The organism is Clostridium carboxidivorans P7 (genome assembly GCF_001038625.1).
Classification (GTDB): Bacteria; Bacillota; Clostridia; order Clostridiales; family Clostridiaceae; genus Clostridium_AM; species Clostridium_AM carboxidivorans.
The window spans coordinates 5,125,440-5,144,185 of the sequence record NZ_CP011803.1 but is presented as its reverse complement, the minus strand read 5'-3'; the positions used below and the strand labels follow the sequence as shown (position 1 = coordinate 5,144,185).

Here is an 18,746-nt window from a genome sequence, read left to right as displayed (position 1 = left end):
TTTATAGAATCTGATAAATTTTGAGCAAGTTCCTCTAATTGTTCTGAAGTATTACTTAATTCCTGCATACTTGCAGTTTTATTTACTTATTAACTTGGGCATCTATAGTATAAAAATATTACATTAACATAGCTCTTAATTTTTCTGGGTAGTCTGTAATAATACCATCTACACCCATTCTTATAAATTTATTCATATCATTAATATTATCTACTGTCCAAACATGAATTTTTTTATTTCTTCTATGTACTTTATCTATTAACTCCTTGTTAACTTTAGCATTACAAACACTGTAGAAATCTACATCTTTTAACTTGAATATATCCTCACTATTAGAGCAAGTTATATATCCTATTTGAATTTTAGGATTTAACTTTTTTACCTTTTGCAAAACTTTGTAATCAAATGAACATACTATTGAATTATCTGTAGCATTATTATCTTCAATAATCTTAACCACTTTTTCTGGTAAATTAACATCATTTCCATAAGATTTTATTTCTATGTCTAATTTTATTTTTCCTTTAGTTTTCTTTACCACTTCATCTAATGTAGGAATTTTCTCTCCTTTAAATTTTTTAAAATTATTCCCATAAACACTTAATTCTTCGATATTTTTATAATTAGTTTCTTCAACATTTTTATTTAATTTAGAAATTCTTTTTAAATTTTTGTCATGCATTAATACAACTACACCATCTTTAGTCTGTTGTACATCCAATTCTGCATAATCAGCCTTATCTTCTACTGAACATAAAATAGAACTTACTGTATTTTCAGGAGCTCGTCTACTGCTTCCTCTATGAGCTATTATTTTCACTGGAATATCAGTTACATAAATTCCACTGCTCTTACTCTTTTGCTGTGAAGCTAATTTAAAGCCTACTAATAGGGATAAGATAAAAATGACTATTATACTAGTAATCATTAATATTTCACTTTTTCTATTAATACAATTTGTTTTCATATAATTTAGTCCCCTCTATTTTTAACAAACAATTTACATTTTAATTATATAATACCACCAACATATTATATTAATCTTACATAATTCTTAAGAATATCTTAATTTTATTTACATTAACTTTACATTTTAAAATGAATATAAAAATAAAAGGGGTAAAATTACCCCTTTTACGTACAAATAAAACTTTATTATAATGCATTAATTAAGCATATACATCTATTATATTATTACTATTGCTATTAGTATTTGATTCATTATTCATAGTTTGTACTGATTCTGCCTGACTGTTAGATGTTTCAGCTGATTTACTTACCTGTTGTGTTTGCTGCGCTTGCTCTGCCTGCTGAATTTGAGCTTCAATCTGTTCCAATTCAGCCTGCAATGCTTGAATTTTTTGTTGTTTTACATCTGAACTGTCATTACTTGAATTTTCTTGCTGTATTTGCTGCTCAATACTAGATCTTTGTTGTTCAAGGCTACTTATGCTGCTACTTGAACTGCTGCTAGCACTACTACTACTTGTGCTACTACTACTGCTAGCTTTTTTTGATGATAAATTTGATATTGCTGAATGTGATGACATTGATGAAATTGCTGAAATACTCATAATATATTCCCCCAGTTTAATTGTTATTATTTATGTCTTTTACTTTATTTATTTCAAACCAAAAATTCACACCATGATTAATATTTTCCACACCATAAGCGCTTTTATGGAGGTCTTGAATAGCTTTTACTATAGAAAGCCCTAATCCATATCCACCATAAGCTCTTGTTCTTGCTTTATCCACTTTGTAAAAGCTGTTCCATAGCTTTTTAAGTGAATCTTCTGGTATATGCTTTCCAGTATTAAATACATTCACCCTCACTTTATCACTATCAATGCTGCTAGTTATTTTTATAATTCTATTTTCATCTACATGATTGATAGCATTGTTTATATAATTTGTAAGTACTTGTTCAATTCTTACCATGTCTCCATAGACAATACAAGTTTCACCAAAAAGTTCTGTCTCTACTTTAACATTTTTTTCTGTAAATATGGATTTGTACTTAGTAAGCACATAATTTATTAAGTGTATTATATCAAATTCACTTTTATCAATTTGGAAATATCCTGATTCAATTTGAGATAAATTTAGCAAGTCTCTTACCAACTTATTCATTTTTATTGTTTCTTGCATAATAACATCACAATAAAAATTTCTATCTTCTTCACTTTCATTTACATTGCTGATAAGACCTTCTGCATATCCTTGTATTAAAGATAAAGGTGTTCTCAATTCATGAGAAACACTGGATATAAATTCTTTTCTCATTTCATCTATTTTTCTCTCTTTTTCAATATCTTCTTCTAGTTTTTGATTCTTTTCATTTAATTCTGTAATTGCTGTATCTAATTCTTCTGAAAGGTAATTAACACTTTGTCCTAATTGTCCAATTTCATCATTACCACTTATGCTACACTTTTGACTAAAATCAAATTTAGCCATGTTTCGTGCAATATTGTTTACTTCCAGTATTGGCTTTGTAAATTTCCTTGAAAATAAGTAGGCTCCTATACTACCTAAAAATATTATTATAGAACCTATTATTATAACAAATCTATTTGCAATATCCACACTTTCCTTTATAGAAACTAGTGGTACCCTTGTAGCCATTACATCTCCATTACTAAGCTTTACTACAAGAGTAAGAAATTCTATTTTCATTTGAACATCCATTCTGTTTTCAAAATGAATTTTACCTACTGGATATTCTTTTGCTTTAGTATCATAATCATCCAGATTATGCGGTTTATCTGGTGGAGGTTTTTGCTGAGAACTATTATTTGAATTTTTTTCCTCTGGAGGTCTTCTTGCAGACATATAAATTATCTTTCCATTTTTATCACGTATATCAATATTACTTCCAGTTATATTAGCTGTTCTATCTAATTCATTTTGTATATCACTTATATTTCCCTTATACATACTTACTATAGTATTAGCATTTTGGGTAAGTATATTTTTCTTCTTATTTATATAGTATTTTTCAAGATACATACTATTCAATATCCATAGAAGGGAAATAAAGCATATAAGTAATAATGTTATAAACATAAATAATTTTGCTCTTATAGATTTAATCATTTTTCTACCTCAAATCTATAGCCATAACCCCGTACCGTTTGTACATAGTTACTTTTAGAGTCTAATTTTATTCTTAATCTATTTATATGAGTATCTACAGTTCTTAAATCTCCATAATAATCATATCCCCATACTTTATCTAATATCTGTTCTCTACTTACAGCCTTACCATAATTCTCAGTAAGGTACATTAATAAATCATACTCCTTAGGACTTAAATCAATTGTACAATCATCAATATTAACTTCATGAGCATTCTCGTCAATAATTAATCCATTAAACTCCTTAGTTTTACTATCTACTGGAACAGCTCTTCTTAAAACAGCATTTACTCTTGCCACCAATATATTGGGACTAAACGGTTTTGCAATATATTCATCTGCTCCTATATCAAAGCCAAAAAGTTCATCAAATTCCTCTCCTCTTGCTGTTAGCATTATAATAGGTGTACTAGATTTCTTTCTTATTTCCCTACATACAGTCCATCCATCGTATTCAGGTAGCATCACATCAAGAATTACTAAATCTATATCCTTTTCAGATGAAAATACGTCTAAAGCCTTTCGACCATCTTCTGCTTCAAGGGTAATATACCCTTCTCTTTTCAAAAAATCTGTTACAAGTTTTCTTATTAATGGTTCATCATCAACTACTAATATTTTCTTATTACTCATAAATATTCCTCCGTGAAAAACTACTATGTTTATTATAAAACACTTTTGTTACAATTCTGTCACAAACCTACTTATTATTCAATATATTTTAATTCTATCATCTAAAAAGCGGTTAGTATTACTTATATACTAACCACTTATAAAACTTTTATTTAGCCAAAGCCATTTTTCTGGATTCTAACTTATGATAGATCTCTTCATGTATTTTAGCATTATTTGCACCTTTTATTCCTAAAAGATATGAAAGTAAATCATCCTTTAATTCTTGTCGTTTTAAAGCATATTCTATATTAGCTTTTAAAAATCCCAACTTATCTCCAACATCATATCTTATCCCTTCAAAGGAATAAGCATATATAGATTCTTGTTTTGATAATTCTTTTAATGCATCTGTAAGCTGTATTTCTCCACCTTTGCCTGGTTTGGTTCTTTCCAGTATTTCAAATATCTCAGGTGTTATAATATACCTTCCAAGAATGGCAATATTTGATGGTGCTTCTTCTACTTTAGGTTTTTCTATCATATTATTAACTTTATAAACCTTATTTTCAATTTCCATTCCATTAACAATACCATATTTAGATACCTGAGACTTATTAACTGGCTGCACTCCTAAAACAGAAGTTTTATATTTATCATAGCAATTCATTAATTGTTTAAGGCACGGAACTTTGCTATCAACTATATCATCACCTAACATTACAGCGAATGGCTCATCTCCTACAAAATTTCTAGCACGGCTTATAGCATGCCCTAAACCCTTGGGTTCCTTCTGACGTATATAATAAATATCAGCCATATTACTTATATCTTTAACTACCTTTAGTAATTCACCCTTATTGCTATTTTGCAGTTCATCCTCAAGTTCAACAGATTTATCAAAGTGATCCTCTATTGCTCTTTTGTTTCTTCCTGTAATTATTAATATTTCTTCAATTCCTGAAGCAACAGCTTCTTCAACTATATATTGAATAGCAGGTTTATCTACTATTGGCATCATTTCTTTAGGTTGAGCTTTAGTTGCTGGTAAAAATCTTGTTCCCAGTCCAGCAGCCGGAATTATTGCTTTTCTTACCTTCATAATAATCATTCCCTTCTATGATACTTAGTTGAACACCCAAAGCTTATATGCAATAAAATTTGTTATTTGAGCTATAAATGTTACAACTACTTTTGCTACATATACATTGAAATTAAAATCTTTTATTAAAAGTTTCATAAATATTAGTGTAATAGCAAGCGACATTATATTAACTATAATAAATTGAAACAATTCATGATAAATCTTTTTATTAGATTTACCTCCTTGAAATGTCCATTTCTTATTAAATATAAAACTATTTACAACGCCAAAACTATATCCTAACACCTGACTTAGAGTGTAATTTACTCCAATCAAACCTTGAAATATTGTAAATACTATAAAATCTATAAGAGTATTTGATATACCAACTAAAGAAAACCTGCTTAAAGATTTAAACTTTCCATCAAAAACGTAATTTGTTATATTAGCAACTAATTTCATATCTCTTATCAACTCTCTTATAATTTATTGTGCTATCTATTATATATATAGGTCTTCCTTTACTTTCATCAAAAATTCTTCCAATATACTGGCCCATTATACCTATACAGCCCAGTACTAAACCAAACATTGTTACATTTATTGATAAAATTAATGGTAAGCTTATTATATTTATTCTATTAATCAGTTGATTTATAATAACACCAATAGTTGCAAATATTCCAGCTATAAAAGTTAATACCCCAAGATATCCTGAAATGATTAATGGCTTATATGACAAAGAAGTTATACCATCTAAGGCTAGCTTCATCATCTTTTTTAAAGGATATTTAGTTTCTCCAGCAAACCTCTCCTGCCTTACAAATTCAACACAAGTTTGCTTATACCCTACCCAGCTCACCAAGCCTCTTACATATCTATTTTTTTCAGGAAGTGATATTAAAGCATTACATACTTTTCTATCTATAAGTCTAAAATCTCCTGTATCTACTGGAATATCTATAGTTGTCATACTTTTTAGCAATCTATAAAATGCTTTTGCTGTAAACTTCTTAAAGAATGTTTCTCCTTCTCTTTTAGCTCTTTTACCATAAACAACTTCATAACCTTCCTTCCATTTTTTAATCATCTCTAAAATAATTTCTGGAGGATCTTGAAGATCTGCATCTATTACCACAACAGCAGCCCCTAAAGCCATATCCATTCCTGCAGTTATAGCAGCCTGGTGACCGAAGTTTCGTGAAAAATTAATAAGCTTTATTCTTCCATCATTTCTGCATATACCTTCTACTATATTAACTGTTTTATCTTTACTTCCATCATTAACAAACAAAATTTCATAATTTTCTTTTGTATTATCCATAACTGATTTTAATCTTCTATAAGTTTCTTGAACAACAAGCTCCTCATTATATAGTGGCACTACTATAGAATACATTATTTTATTATTCATTTAATTCACCTCAATTATTAATATATTTTTTAATATTTTCAATTTAAGTTATCTCTTTCTTTGAATCTATATGCTTATTGTAGTCTTCTATTATTACAGTTTAGTTACAACTTAAATACAATTTCATTAATATTTATTATAAAAAATGTTTATATCATTTGCATAAAAGTTGTACTAAAAACAACCATTTTATTCATTACTTTCTTCTTAAAACACTCAGAATATAAAGCTTAAGTATAATTTTAAGGAAAGTAGAAAATACTTCATGTTTTACATCTATTTTAATAGAGTAATAACTTTAAAACTGTACAAACTTTTAATAGAATCAAAAAAATATTATATAGATTCAAAAGGAGGAATTTATTATGGCAAGTAGAGGTAATAGAGCATTAGTTCCAGAAGCAAAGGATGGATTAAACAAATTTAAAATGGAATCAGCTAATGAAGTAGGCGTAAATCTAAAACAAGGATACAATGGAGATTTGACTGCAAGAGAAGCTGGATCAGTAGGCGGAAACATGGTTAAAAAGATGGTAGAAGCTTACGAAAAAGGTTTATAATAAAACATAATTAATAATAAGGGCTTTGTTCTCATTTTGAACAAAGCCCTTATTTAATTTCATTAAATAATTTTTGTGGTTTTACAGAAATTACGATATAATAGATATAAATTAAATCGTGAGTCTTTGAAGTATATATTTTTGTTGAAATTTTATTGGAGGTAATTTTATGGAAATATCTAGACTAGGCAGACCTTCTACAGTTACTACTGAAAAAAAGACTACATCAATGAAAAAAGATTTTTCCCAAAGCTTTAATTCTCAGAGGGAACAAAAATCTGAAGAGCAACTTAAAGAAATGTTTGATAGTATAAAGAAAAAGGGAAATAGACTTGCTATAACAAAATGCTATGCAGACGTTAAAGCTTATAAAAGAATGATTAAAGAATATCTTAGTTCCATATTAAACTATATGTACAGCGTAAAAAAGGATATAAGCTTTTGGCAAACACAGTATTTTATAACAGTAGAAACTATAGATAACAAATTAGAAGAACTTACTCAAATGCTTATGAGCGAACAAAAAGATAATTTAAACGTAGCAGCTACCATTGATGATATTACAGGATTAATGGTGGACATTTACAAATAAATTTAAAAATTTCACTTAATAAAAACATATATATTTAGCTAATTTAAAAGGCTGTACCAATATGGTACAGCCTAACTTTAAGCAGACATCTAAAATCTATGATTTTAGGATAATCGCTTATTCATCCGACATTAAAAAGATGAGTTTAATTATAACTATTTAATTAAGTACATAAACAGTAACATTTCTTACTCCCCAACTTTCACATTCACCTTCTGTTGGAAAGAACAAATCTATTCTATTTCCTTTAATAGCTCCTCCTGTATCATCTGCAACGGCATATCCGTAACCTTCTACATAAAGTCTGGAACCTAGTGGTATAACTCTAGGATCTACAGCTACAGTACTATAACTACTTCCATCTCTTTTAGTTGCAGTTCCTGAAGCAGTAACAGCATCTCCCGAATAGGCAGTTGATCTCATACTTATTACTTGTGAATATGAAACAGACTTAGACATACCACGAGATAATGTACCACTTTGATAAGCCACGCTGACACTAGGAGCTTGTACATTTTGAGCAGCTACTAACTGCTTTTCCTTTTCACTAGCTTGGCTTAAAAGATCTTTTTGTGCTTTTATGTCCTTATTTAAACTCAATAAAGCACTTTCATTACTTGCTTTTAATTGCTGTAACTTGGCATTCTTATCATCTAGAACCTTTTTTTCATTTGTTACTGCCTGTTTTTGTTCTTTTAGCTTATTAATAAGGTTTTTATCAAAGCTCATTACTTTTGAAATCATATCCATTTTGGATATAAAATCACTTAAATTGTTTGATGACAATATTACATTAAGATAACCATCATTGTTATTTACATACATGGATCTTACTCTTTTTTTGAACAAATCATCTTGAGCTTTTGAATTCTTCTCCACCTCATCTAACTTAACTTGTGTATTTTTTATGTCCTGTGCAACTTTATTCATATCTTTTTTATTGCTATCAACTTTTTTCATAACTTCGTCAATTTGTTTATTTAAGTCATTAACCTTTGTTTCTAAGGCCTTCTTGTTGTCTTGAACCTGTTTTAATTCATCTGATGTGCTAGTGCTCGGAGCAGCAAGAGCAGTGCTATTTGTTATTAACATTAATACTAGCATCATAACAACAGATAACGCTTTTTTCTTCAATACAATTCCTCCTTAGGCTAGTTATCAAGTTATTTTTTTATAAAAAACTTGTTAATGTTTTCTATTATATCATTAAAACATATAAAAACTCAACCCCTTTGGAATTATATGGCCTAAATTTTGTAATTTATTTCCAAAGATTGTAACTTGCATCAGAAGGCATCCTAAAATCTCCTCTTGGCGAAAGGCTTACAGTTCCTACTTTAGGACCATCTGGTATAGCAGAACGTTTAAATTGTTGAGTAAAGAATCTTTTTATAAACTTTTCAAACCATTTTTCTATAATTTCATTATCATAGTCATCTTTAAATGCTTCTTTTGCTAAAAAAAGTATTTTATTAGGTTCAGCACCTTGTCTTATAAAATTATACAAGAAAAAGTCATGAAGTTCATAAGGACCTACTATATCTTCAGTTTTTTGTGCAATTTCACCATTCTTATCCTTAGGAAGAAGTTCCGGACTTACAGGAGTGTCAAGAATATCCATCAATATATCAGAAATATCTTTAGGAACTTCTGTTTCAGCTACATATTTCACCAAATATCTAACTAACGTCTTAGGTATAGAACAATTTACACCATACATAGACATATGATCTCCATTATATGTGCACCATCCCAAAGCAAGCTCTGATAAATCTCCTGTTCCTATTAAAAGTCCACCTTCTTTATTAGCTATATCCATAAGAATTTGAGTTCTCTCTCTTGCTTGAACATTTTCATATGTGACATCGTGTTTTTCAACATCATGGCTTATATCCTTAAAGTGCTGCAAACAAGCTGGAACTATATTTATTTCTCTAAATTCCGTTCCAAGTTTTTTACATAGATTTACAGCATTGTTGTAAGTTCTATCTGTTGTTCCAAAACCAGGCATAGTTACAGTTATTATGTTCTCACTTTGAATATTTAACATACGAAATGTTTTTATCATAACTAATAAAGCTAATGTAGAATCCAATCCACCAGATATTCCTACTACAGCCTTCTTTACTCCTGTATGACTTATTCTTTTTGCAAGTCCAGAAGTTTGTATATTAAATATCTCCTTGCATCTAATATCTCTTTCAGCTTTATTAGAAGGCACAAAAGGATGTTTATCTATATACCTATCAAAATTCTTGTAGTCTAAATTTTCAAATTCAAAATTTATTTGTAGAGGTTCAACAGGTATTAGCCTAGTGCTATCTCTAAAGCTTACGTTTCTCAACCTTTCACTATTTAATTTATTTACATCTACAATTGAAGTTATTACTTCATTTTCTCTTTGAAATCTATTATTATGTTGTAAAAGGCTGCCATTTTCACTTATAAGCAAATCACCACTAAAAACTAAATCTGTAGTAGATTCAAATACCCCTGAAGATGCATATATATAGGATGCCATACATCTAGCACTTTGAGCTTTTACTAAATCTTTTCTATAATCAGCTTTGCTTACAATTTCATTTGAGGCAGAAAGGTTTCCTATGATATTTGCTCCCATTAAACTTAAATAACTGCTTGGTGGAATAGTAACCCAAAGATCTTCACAAATCTCAAATCCAAACTTAAAATCACCACAAGCAAATATTAAGTTAGTTCCAAAAGGAATTTCTTCTTGAAAAAACAAATTTACTTTTTTATTTACAATACCTATACCTTCTGTAAACCATCTTTTTTCATAGAATTCTGTATAATTTGGAATATAGCTTTTAGGCACTATTCCAAGTACTTTTCCATTAAAAATTATGTAAGCACAATTATATAAACAATTATTATGTATAAGTGGTGCACCCACAGCTATAAGTATATCCTTTTCTTTAGAATAACTACATATATGTTCTACTCCATCTATGGCTTCATTAAGCAATAACTGCTGCCAAAAAAGATCAGCACAGGTATAGGAAGTTATACAGAGTTCTGGAAAAACCACAAGCTTTGAACCTTGTTCAATAGCATTATCTATACAATTAACTATGTTTTTTAAATTGAATTTTATGTCAGCTACATTAGTTATAGGACTTGCAGCTGCTACTCTTATAAAATTATCAGTTGGCATGTTATCATCCCTTTCCTTTATATTATTCCTGGCAAAACTAAAATTATCCAATTATAATTATCATTTAGAAATTTTAAATTGTCAAACTATAAGATTGTAATTTTCAACTATCAATTCTTTATTTTATAAACATTATATTATAAAATAATAATTAATGAAATGAGGTGTGTTTAACATGGGTAAAATATTTTCCATGTTTTGGATTTTTTTTAAAATAGGTGCTTTTACTTTCGGTGGTGCTTATGCTATGATTCCTCTTATTGAAGCTGAAGTCGTAGACAGACATAAGTGGATTACCAAAGAAGAATTTCTTAATATCGTAGTAATATCACAATCCTTTCCAGGTGCCCTTGCTGTTAATATAAATACCTTCATAGGCTACAAGTTAGGTGGAATTTTGGGTGCAATTTTAGCTCTTTTAGGAACTATTTTACCATCCTTTATTATAATTCTGCTTATAGCTTCTTTCTTCACCAAATTTAGAAGTAACTACTTTATAAGCTTAATATTTAAAGGCATAAGTGCTGCAGTACCAATGCTAGTATTAGTTGCTATAGTAAGTTTATCAAAATCTATAAAAAAAAATTACACAAATTTAATAATAATTATTATAACTGTATTGTGTATTGAATTTTTCAAATTTCATCCTGTACTGATTATAATTTTATCAGGGATTTATGGATACTTTTTCTGTCGAAAGAAGGTGGGCTAAATGGGCTTATTGATAAAATTATTCCTATGCTTTCTTAAAATAGGTGCTTTTGGATTTGGCGGTGGTTACACCATATTACCATTAATTGAAAGGGAAATAGTTACTAATAATCATTGGATCAACTATAAAGAATTTATAGATATAATAGGAATTTCTCAAATTACACCAGGACCTATTACTATAAATTCAGCTACATTTGTAGGCTACAAGGTTTCTAGTTTTTGGGGAAGTTTATATGCTACTATAGGTGTAGTTATTTTACCATTTATTTTAGTTTCCGTGGCTACTCACTACATATTAAAATTTAAAGAATCTATACTTATAAAATCAGTACTTATGGGAATGCGACCTGCACTTATAGGTCTTATTATATGCGCCTTTTTATCTCTTGCTAAAGAATCTTATTATGATTTAAAAAGCGTTATTATAGGTGTACTTACTATGATTTTACTACTTCACAAAAAAATACATCCTATAATTATAATAATTATATCAGGTGTTTTAGGAATAATTTTTTACAGGTAATTTTCAAATTTCAATTACTTGATTTTTATACTTAAATCAGATCTTGTCATTTGTAAATTTCCATTTTTAATTACTATATCTCCTTGTAAATCTGTTCTTATAACTATACTTCCTATGTTACTTATTCTATTTAAAGCCTTATTTTCCGGACTCTCCACACCATTAGAAGTTATTATTGCAATTTTAGGAGAAGCTTTTTTTAAAAAACCTTCTGTACTACTTGTGTTTAAACCATGATGTGGTACCTTTAAAATATCACAATGACTTATCTTATTATTATTTATCATATACTCTTCTTCTGTTTTTTCACAATCAGCCGCAAATAAATAATTTATCCCATCTATTTCACCTTGTAATATTATAGAATTATTATTTTCTATTCTTTTATCCTCTTTAAATGGAGTTAAAGCCTTTAAATTCATTTTTTCTTCTTTTAGAACATAATTATTAGATATATATTTCACACTAATACCTTTTTTAGTCAATTGCTTGTAAATTGTGTATTTAATTTTATCATCATGCATTGGCAACAATACCTTGTTTACCTTTTTACTCTCTGCTATGGCTAATAATCCACCATAATGATCATCATGGTAATGAGTTAAAATCACTGTATCTATTTTATTAATTTCATTTGCATCTAAATATTTTAAAATTTTATCAGAATAATAAGACGCTCCCGTATCTATTAAGTAATTGCTATTATCTGTTTTTATTAATATACAATCACTTTGCCCGGTATCTAAAAAATGTACTTCATATCTGTTTTGTTTAGCAAGCACACTATTTGTTGTAACGATTATAATCATAAATAATATCATTAATTTTCTTTTCAACTAAAATCAGCTCCAATTTCTATTTCGCACTTATTTTTTGTTTCTTTTATCATAATATGACTGTAAAATGTACGAAAAAAAGAAAAAATACACCAGTGGTGACTTTTCGCACCAATGATGTATTTTTGCATCAACGATATTTATTAAGTTACACAAATATTACTTCAGCCTTGTTCCATTCTCATCTTGTTCTATAATTCCCTGCTTCATAAGTCCTCCTAAGGCATTTTTAAAATAATTCTTGCTCTCATGAAATACTTCTTTTATATCTTCTGGAGAACTTTTATCATTAAAAGGCATACTTCCATTGTGTTTTTTAAGATATTGAACTATATTTTCCTGGAGCTCCGTTCTCTCATCCACAGCTCTTTTTCTTGGAGTAAGACCCATTCTTCCATCCTCGTATATTTTTTTAATTCTAACTTTTAGCTCATATCCTTCTTTTAAATCTACAAAATACTCATTTTTAAGTATTACTCCTCTATAGGTTTTATCTATAGCTACCATAGCACTTCTATTAGTTTGAAAACCATAGATAATCCCTGTAACCTCGTCCCCTACTCTATACTTACCATTTAAAATCTCATCTGTTTCTTCAACATTTAAATTTTCTAAGTATCTATCTATATCTGTAGTAGCTGCAATTCTATTTGTTTTGTCTAAGTATATATAAAATAGATAATAGTTACCTATTTCCAGTCTGTAAACTTGTTCTTTCATTGGAACAAAAATATCTCTTTCCATTCCAAAATCTATAAAACTTCCTATTTTAGTTTTGGACACCACTTTAAGGTATGCAATTTCTCCAACTTGGGCTATAGGCTCTTTTAAAGTAGCTATAATTCTATCTTTTGAATCCCTATATATAAAAGCATTAACTTCATCACCTATAGAAATTTCTTTTTCTAACGCACTTTTATTTGGTAAAAGTATATCATCACTAGTATTTCCTGTACCTGCATCTAAATAGTAACCAAAATCTGCTTTTCTAACAACCTTTAAGGCATTAAACTCTCCTATGTTTATCACTTAACTTCAACTCCCTATGAATAGATATAATAGTTTAATCTAATCTATTATATCCTATTAGTTAAACAGTTACTATCATTTAATTAATATTATATAGAATTCTTTCTAATGAGTACCTTCTCTTCTATTTTTCTTCCAATTTCAATTAACTTATCTTTAACTAATATCTTTTCTCTCCATCTTTTAGGTATATTATCAATTCCGTAGTAAACTCCTGCTAATCCTCCTGCTATTGCTCCAATAGTATCTGGATCTCCATAAATATTTACTGCTTCACAAATAGCATCTTCTGAATTGCTAGTATTTATAAAACACCACAAAGCACATTGTAATGTATCAACCACATATCCAGAAGGAGTCAATTCTATTTTTTTAGTAGACATTATATCTTCATAATCTTGATATTTTAAAGTTTCTTCTTCTATAACCTTTAGCTTTTCCTCACCATTTAAATATCTATAAATTATTGTATTATACAATTCACAAGCTTCGGCTGCTTTTTCATCATAATGGGTAAGCATAGATTGTTCCTTGCTTATTTTTATTACCTTTTTCAAATCATCATAATAGAGAGCTGCAGGAATACATCTCATTAAGGTTCCATTTCCTGCTGAATGTTGATTTAGCTGTTTATGTGCATAAGAAGCTGCTTTCTTCCAACTATTGTATTTTTTATATCCTTCCATTGCAAGTTTTACAGTATTTCCAACATCCTTGGGATCAGTATCATACCAACTAATGAAGTTTTTCCCTATACATTTTAGAGGATCTTTAGGATTTTCTAATATGCCTTCAGCTACTGCAATAGTCATCATGGTATCATCCGTAACCTCTCCTGGCTTTAAGTTCCAAACCCCTCCACCAATTATTTCTTTCAAATATCCATATTCTTCTTTGCCTTCTTTTTTAGAAAGAAATTCTAGTGTTCCGCCTAATGCATCTCCACAGGCCACTCCAAATAATCCTCCAAGTATTCTATCTTCTTTTTTCATATATATCCCCCCCTTTGATTCTTGAAATATATAAAAAGAAACATTGTTATTTATCTATTCTTTAAATTTTATTATAATTCTTCTAGTTTATTCTTTGCAAGGATATATTTTGAATAAGGTTGTCTAGTTTATATGTTTCTAAAATAAAAAGAGCATAGCTTTAAAACCTATACTCTATTACTTATGATTATTAGCTTCTTCAATATAATAAAAAGCTGAATTTCTAACTTTTTCTTTTTCATCTTCTGTAAGTTCACGTATAACTCTTGCAGGTGCTCCCATACATAAAACTCCTGAAGGTATTTTTTTTCTTTCGGTGACTAAACTTCCTGCACCTATAATAGTTTCATCCCCTATTTCTGCATCATTTAAAATAATTGATCCCATACCAATTAAGCAATTACTGCCAATTTTGCATCCATGTATAACAGCATTATGTCCAACAGTTACATATTCACCTATTTCCACAGAACTATTATTTCCTACATGAACAGTACAGTTATCTTGAATATTGCTGCCTTTTCCTATATGTATAGAGTTGCAATCCCCCCTAAGTACAGTACCATACCAAATCCCAACATCTTCTAGCAAAGTAACCCTTCCTATAACATCTGCACTATGTGCTACAAAAACACTTTTGTCTATTACAGGTTTTATATCTTTATAATTAATTATCACTTTAACACCTCTTTGAAAAAATTTTTTATAATATTATAACAAATAAAAATTGTATTGTCTAAATTCACTTTTATCTATTTATCTACGTTCTGCGAAAACATATTAAAATTAGACACTTTTACTATAAATAATCAATGTTTATTAACAATATTTATTGTTGAATTTAGCATAAATATACTTTATAATAAATATACTACATATAGTATCACATTACAATAACTATACTATATATAGTATAGTTATTATAATACAAGGAGGAAACTTATTTTGAAATCCCTAACTGATTTATTTAAAAGATATTATACAAAGGAATTAGAAAATAATTCTGACAAGACGGTCTATGACTTATTTACCTGGAAGAAAACAGATGTTTTTCTAAAGGATCATAAAAGTGGAAAAGTACTAGTTGATATGAAGGATTTAGAATTTCCTGAGCAATATTCACAAACAGCTTGTGATATTATAGCCTCTAAATATTTTAGAAGAGCAGGTGTTCCTAATGAAAATGGCTATGAAAATAGTATGAAAGCCATAGCTCATAGGATGGTTAATTTTTGGTGTGAAGCTTTAAAGGATGAAGGTATTATAAAAACAGAAAAAGAAGCTTCTATATTTTATGATGAAAGCGTATATGCCTTATTAAATCAAATGTATGCACCTAATTCACCACAATGGTTTAATACAGGTCTTGCTCAATCATATGATATAAAAGGCAGTAAACAAGGCCTTTATTATTTTGACGAAAATCAAAAAAAGGTAGTTGATTCCTGTGATAACTACACCAGAACTCAAGCTTCTGCTTGTTTTATATTATCTATAGAAGATAAGCTTTTAGGTCCTCACTCTATATCAGACCAATATGTTACAGAAACAAAACTTTTTAAAGGAGGATCTGGAACAGGTACTAACTTTTCCTCTATAAGAGCGAAAGGTGAAAAACTTTCTGGTGGTGGTTTTTCATCTGGCTTAATGAGCTTTTTAAAGGGCTTAGATAGAAATGCTGGCGCCATAAAGTCTGGTGGTACTACAAGAAGAGCTGCCAAAATGGTATGTTTAGATGTTGATCATCCTGAAATTATGGATTTCATGACCTGGAAAGCTAAAGAAGAGAATAAAGTAAGAGCTCTTGGTAAAATGGGCTATGATATGGATATTGATGGTGAAGCTTATGAAACAGTTTCTGGCCAAAATAGCAATAACTCTGTTAGATTTTCAGATTACTTTATGAATAAAGTTGACAATTTAAACAATAACCCTGATGAAACCATAGAACTTAAAGGTAGAGTTGATTTAAAACTAGATAAAACTATTGGTGTATCTGATATTTGGGAAGCTTTCAATTCTTCCTCTTGGCAATGTGCTGATCCTGCTCCTCAATTTAGTGACACCTTTAACGCTTGGCATACTTGTCCTGCTGGAGAAGATGGTGCTTTAAATGCTCCCTACAATAGAATTAATTCAACAAATCCATGTGGTGAATATGCCTTTTTAGACGATTCTTCTTGTAATTTGGCTTCTATAAATATATATAGATTTTATAACAATACTACACATAAATTTGATATAGATGGATATCTGCATGTGATAGGTCTAGTTCAATTAATTCTTGAATCTTCTATACACTGGGGCCAGTATCCAACAGAAGATATTGCAAGAAAGAGTTACTTGTTTAGACCTACTGGACTTGGCATATCTAATGCAGCATCACTTTTTATGGTTATGGGATATGCTTATGATTCTGATGGAGCTAGAAATCTAGCATCCTCACTAATAGGAATACTTACAGGTTATTCATATTATATATCATCTTTGATTTCTAAAGAAATTGGTGCCTTTAAGAAGTTTGAAATAAATAAATCTTATATGATGAGAGTTATTAGAAATCATGTAAGAACTGCAGGAGTTGATCCTGATGATGTTATTAAAAATAGTAAAACTAAATATGGTAATGATTTTGAAGGCTTAAATTATACTCCAATAAAAGTAGATCATAATATTTTAAATAAAGAAGGTTTAAAATACATAAGCTTATGCCTTAAAGATTGTTGGGGTAAAGCTTTAAGCTATGGTGAAGAATATGGATATAGAAATGCACAAGTTTCAGTAATAGCTCCTACTGGGACTATATCATTTGCTATGGACTGTGGTGCTACATCAATTGAACCATTTTTTAGCCATATAGTATACAAAAAGCTTTCTGGTGGTGGCTTTTTAACCATAATAAATCCTGTTATAACTGTAGCTTTAAAAAATCTTGGATACTCAAATGACGAAGTAGAGGATATTTTAGACTATGTACTTGAAAAAGAAACAGTAACAGAAAATGGATTTACATATGAAAAAGTTTTAGATGGCAAGATTGAAGGTGCACCACACTTAAAAGAAGAACATTTGCCTATTTTTGATACTTCTAATAGATGTGGAAGTGGAGAAAGATATATACTTCCTATGGGACACGTACTTATGGTGGCTGCAATAACTCCACTTATATCTGGGGCAATATCTAAAACTGTAAATTTACCTAAAACTGCTACTATAGATGATTTTAAAAATATAGTGTTATCCTCTTGGAAATTAGGAGTAAAAGGAATAGCTCTTTATAGAGATTCTTCCAAGGCTGCTCAACCTTTAAACACTACACTTACAGATAATGTGGATTTAAAGCTTGAAGATTTAACTTATAAACAGCTCCTTCAAAAAGCTAAAGATTTACAAAAAGGAATAAAGCCTTCAAAACGAGATAAACCTATAGGCATAAGACGTGGTACTACTCACCCTGCTCAAATTGATGACGTTAAAATATACACTACTGTTAACAGACGTGAAAATGGTGAGATATCAGAAATATATATAACTACAGATAGAGAAGGTACTATAATAACAGGACTTTTAAATTCATTATCTAAAGCTGTTTCTGTAATGCTTCAATATCATGTACCACCTCAGGACATAGCAAGAATGTTAAGAGGTCAAAAATACGAGCCTTATGGTTTTGTACAAAAACATCCTTATATAAAGCACGTATCTTCAATATCTGATTTAATAAGTAAGGTTATAGATATTGAACTTGGAGATTTTTCAAGATGTCAGATTAAGCCTGAAAATTATGATGAAAATACTTTAAATATAAATACTGAAACTGCTGTATCTTCATCTAACATTCCAGAAAACAAAATTAAAATAAAAAAAGTCGATGGTGAAAGACTCTACAATGTCACTTGCCCAAATTGCTCTGGTACCAGAATGGTCAGGAATGGTACTTGTATGGTTTGTCTAGATTGTGGATCTACTACCGGCTGCAGCTAATAAATAAAATATTTTTATAAGTACTTACAAAAATTCATTAATATTCAAATAAAAATAAGCTTTAGATACTTAGAAACGAGTATTTAAAGCT

Annotated in this window: 18 protein-coding genes; 5 read left to right on the top strand and 13 right to left on the bottom strand. The window is 29.2% G+C overall.

All coding sequences use genetic code 11. The features are described from left to right. Positions 1-118 precede the first annotated feature (118 nt). From Ccar_RS23190 to Ccar_RS23160, 7 genes are all read right to left on the bottom strand, one after another. Positions 119-967 carry a glycerophosphodiester phosphodiesterase family protein gene (locus tag Ccar_RS23190; protein WP_007059204.1) on the bottom strand — a complete coding sequence of 283 codons (849 nt, stop codon included), beginning with the start codon at positions 965-967 and terminating at the stop codon, positions 119-121. Positions 968-1,169: 202 nt separating this feature from the next. Further along, complete coding sequence (locus tag Ccar_RS23185) at positions 1,170-1,574, bottom strand: FlxA-like family protein (protein ID WP_007059205.1); 405 nt, start codon at positions 1,572-1,574, stop codon at positions 1,170-1,172. A 16-nt stretch (positions 1,575-1,590) separates the two neighbouring features. After that, positions 1,591-3,099 carry a sensor histidine kinase gene (locus Ccar_RS23180; RefSeq protein ID WP_007059206.1) on the bottom strand — a complete coding sequence of 503 codons (1,509 nt, stop codon included), beginning with the start codon at positions 3,097-3,099 and terminating at the stop codon, positions 1,591-1,593. Further along, positions 3,096-3,773, bottom strand: a complete 678-nt coding sequence (locus Ccar_RS23175) for a response regulator (RefSeq protein ID WP_007059207.1) — start codon at positions 3,771-3,773, stop codon at positions 3,096-3,098. Before Ccar_RS23175 ends, Ccar_RS23180 begins: the two co-directional genes overlap by 4 nt. Before the next feature lie 148 nt (positions 3,774-3,921). Further along, a complete protein-coding gene (galU, locus tag Ccar_RS23170; protein WP_007059208.1) occupies positions 3,922-4,854 on the bottom strand; it encodes a UTP--glucose-1-phosphate uridylyltransferase GalU in 933 nt (310 codons plus the stop codon). Between the two features lie 24 nt (positions 4,855-4,878). Further along, a complete protein-coding gene (locus Ccar_RS23165) occupies positions 4,879-5,298 on the bottom strand; it encodes a GtrA family protein (protein WP_007059209.1) in 420 nt (139 codons plus the stop codon). After that, on the bottom strand, positions 5,282-6,250 hold the full coding sequence (locus tag Ccar_RS23160) for a glycosyltransferase family 2 protein (protein WP_007059210.1): 969 nt from the start codon (positions 6,248-6,250) through the stop codon (positions 5,282-5,284). The genes Ccar_RS23165 and Ccar_RS23160 overlap by 17 nt, the downstream gene beginning before the upstream one ends. A 365-nt stretch (positions 6,251-6,615) precedes the next feature. Here Ccar_RS23160 and Ccar_RS23155 point away from each other — a divergent pair, with 365 nt between their 5' ends. Both Ccar_RS23155 and Ccar_RS23150 read left to right on the top strand, forming a co-directional pair. After that, positions 6,616-6,810: an alpha/beta-type small acid-soluble spore protein gene (locus Ccar_RS23155; RefSeq protein WP_007059211.1), complete on the top strand. Its 195-nt coding sequence runs from the start codon at positions 6,616-6,618 to the stop codon at positions 6,808-6,810. Between the two features lie 169 nt (positions 6,811-6,979). Further along, on the top strand, positions 6,980-7,402 hold the full coding sequence (locus Ccar_RS23150) for a YaaR family protein (RefSeq protein WP_007059212.1): 423 nt from the start codon (positions 6,980-6,982) through the stop codon (positions 7,400-7,402). 159 nt (positions 7,403-7,561) lie between these two features. On the opposite strand, the gene Ccar_RS23145 is transcribed toward Ccar_RS23150, so the two are convergent. After that, positions 7,562-8,536: a 3D domain-containing protein gene (locus Ccar_RS23145; RefSeq protein WP_007059213.1), complete on the bottom strand. Its 975-nt coding sequence runs from the start codon at positions 8,534-8,536 to the stop codon at positions 7,562-7,564. Between the two features lie 127 nt (positions 8,537-8,663). Continuing rightward, complete coding sequence (locus Ccar_RS23140) at positions 8,664-10,577, bottom strand: NAD(+) synthase (protein ID WP_007059214.1); 1,914 nt, start codon at positions 10,575-10,577, stop codon at positions 8,664-8,666. 175 nt (positions 10,578-10,752) lie between these two features. Here Ccar_RS23140 and Ccar_RS23135 point away from each other — a divergent pair, with 175 nt between their 5' ends. Continuing rightward, positions 10,753-11,289 (top strand): chromate transporter, encoded by a 537-nt coding sequence (locus Ccar_RS23135; protein WP_007059215.1) that lies wholly within the window; start codon positions 10,753-10,755, stop codon positions 11,287-11,289. Then, positions 11,290-11,814, top strand: a complete 525-nt coding sequence (locus tag Ccar_RS23130) for a chromate transporter (protein WP_007065119.1) — start codon at positions 11,290-11,292, stop codon at positions 11,812-11,814. A 14-nt stretch (positions 11,815-11,828) separates the two neighbouring features. Here the strand turns inward: Ccar_RS23130 and Ccar_RS23125 are convergent, their stop codons facing one another. From Ccar_RS23125 to Ccar_RS23110, 4 genes are all read right to left on the bottom strand, one after another. Continuing rightward, positions 11,829-12,650 carry a ComEC/Rec2 family competence protein gene (locus Ccar_RS23125; RefSeq protein WP_007059217.1) on the bottom strand — a complete coding sequence of 274 codons (822 nt, stop codon included), beginning with the start codon at positions 12,648-12,650 and terminating at the stop codon, positions 11,829-11,831. A gap of 159 nt (positions 12,651-12,809) precedes the next feature. After that, positions 12,810-13,679 carry a CvfB family protein gene (locus Ccar_RS23120; RefSeq protein WP_007059218.1) on the bottom strand — a complete coding sequence of 290 codons (870 nt, stop codon included), beginning with the start codon at positions 13,677-13,679 and terminating at the stop codon, positions 12,810-12,812. A gap of 89 nt (positions 13,680-13,768) precedes the next feature. After that, on the bottom strand, positions 13,769-14,671 hold the full coding sequence (locus Ccar_RS23115) for an ADP-ribosylglycohydrolase family protein (protein WP_007059219.1): 903 nt from the start codon (positions 14,669-14,671) through the stop codon (positions 13,769-13,771). 177 nt (positions 14,672-14,848) lie between these two features. Beyond that, positions 14,849-15,349: a gamma carbonic anhydrase family protein gene (locus Ccar_RS23110; protein ID WP_007059220.1), complete on the bottom strand. Its 501-nt coding sequence runs from the start codon at positions 15,347-15,349 to the stop codon at positions 14,849-14,851. A gap of 267 nt (positions 15,350-15,616) precedes the next feature. On the opposite strand from Ccar_RS23110, the gene Ccar_RS23105 reads away from it, so the two are divergent. After that, positions 15,617-18,655, top strand: a complete 3,039-nt coding sequence (locus Ccar_RS23105) for a vitamin B12-dependent ribonucleotide reductase (RefSeq protein WP_007059221.1) — start codon at positions 15,617-15,619, stop codon at positions 18,653-18,655. Positions 18,656-18,746: the final 91 nt, after the last annotated feature.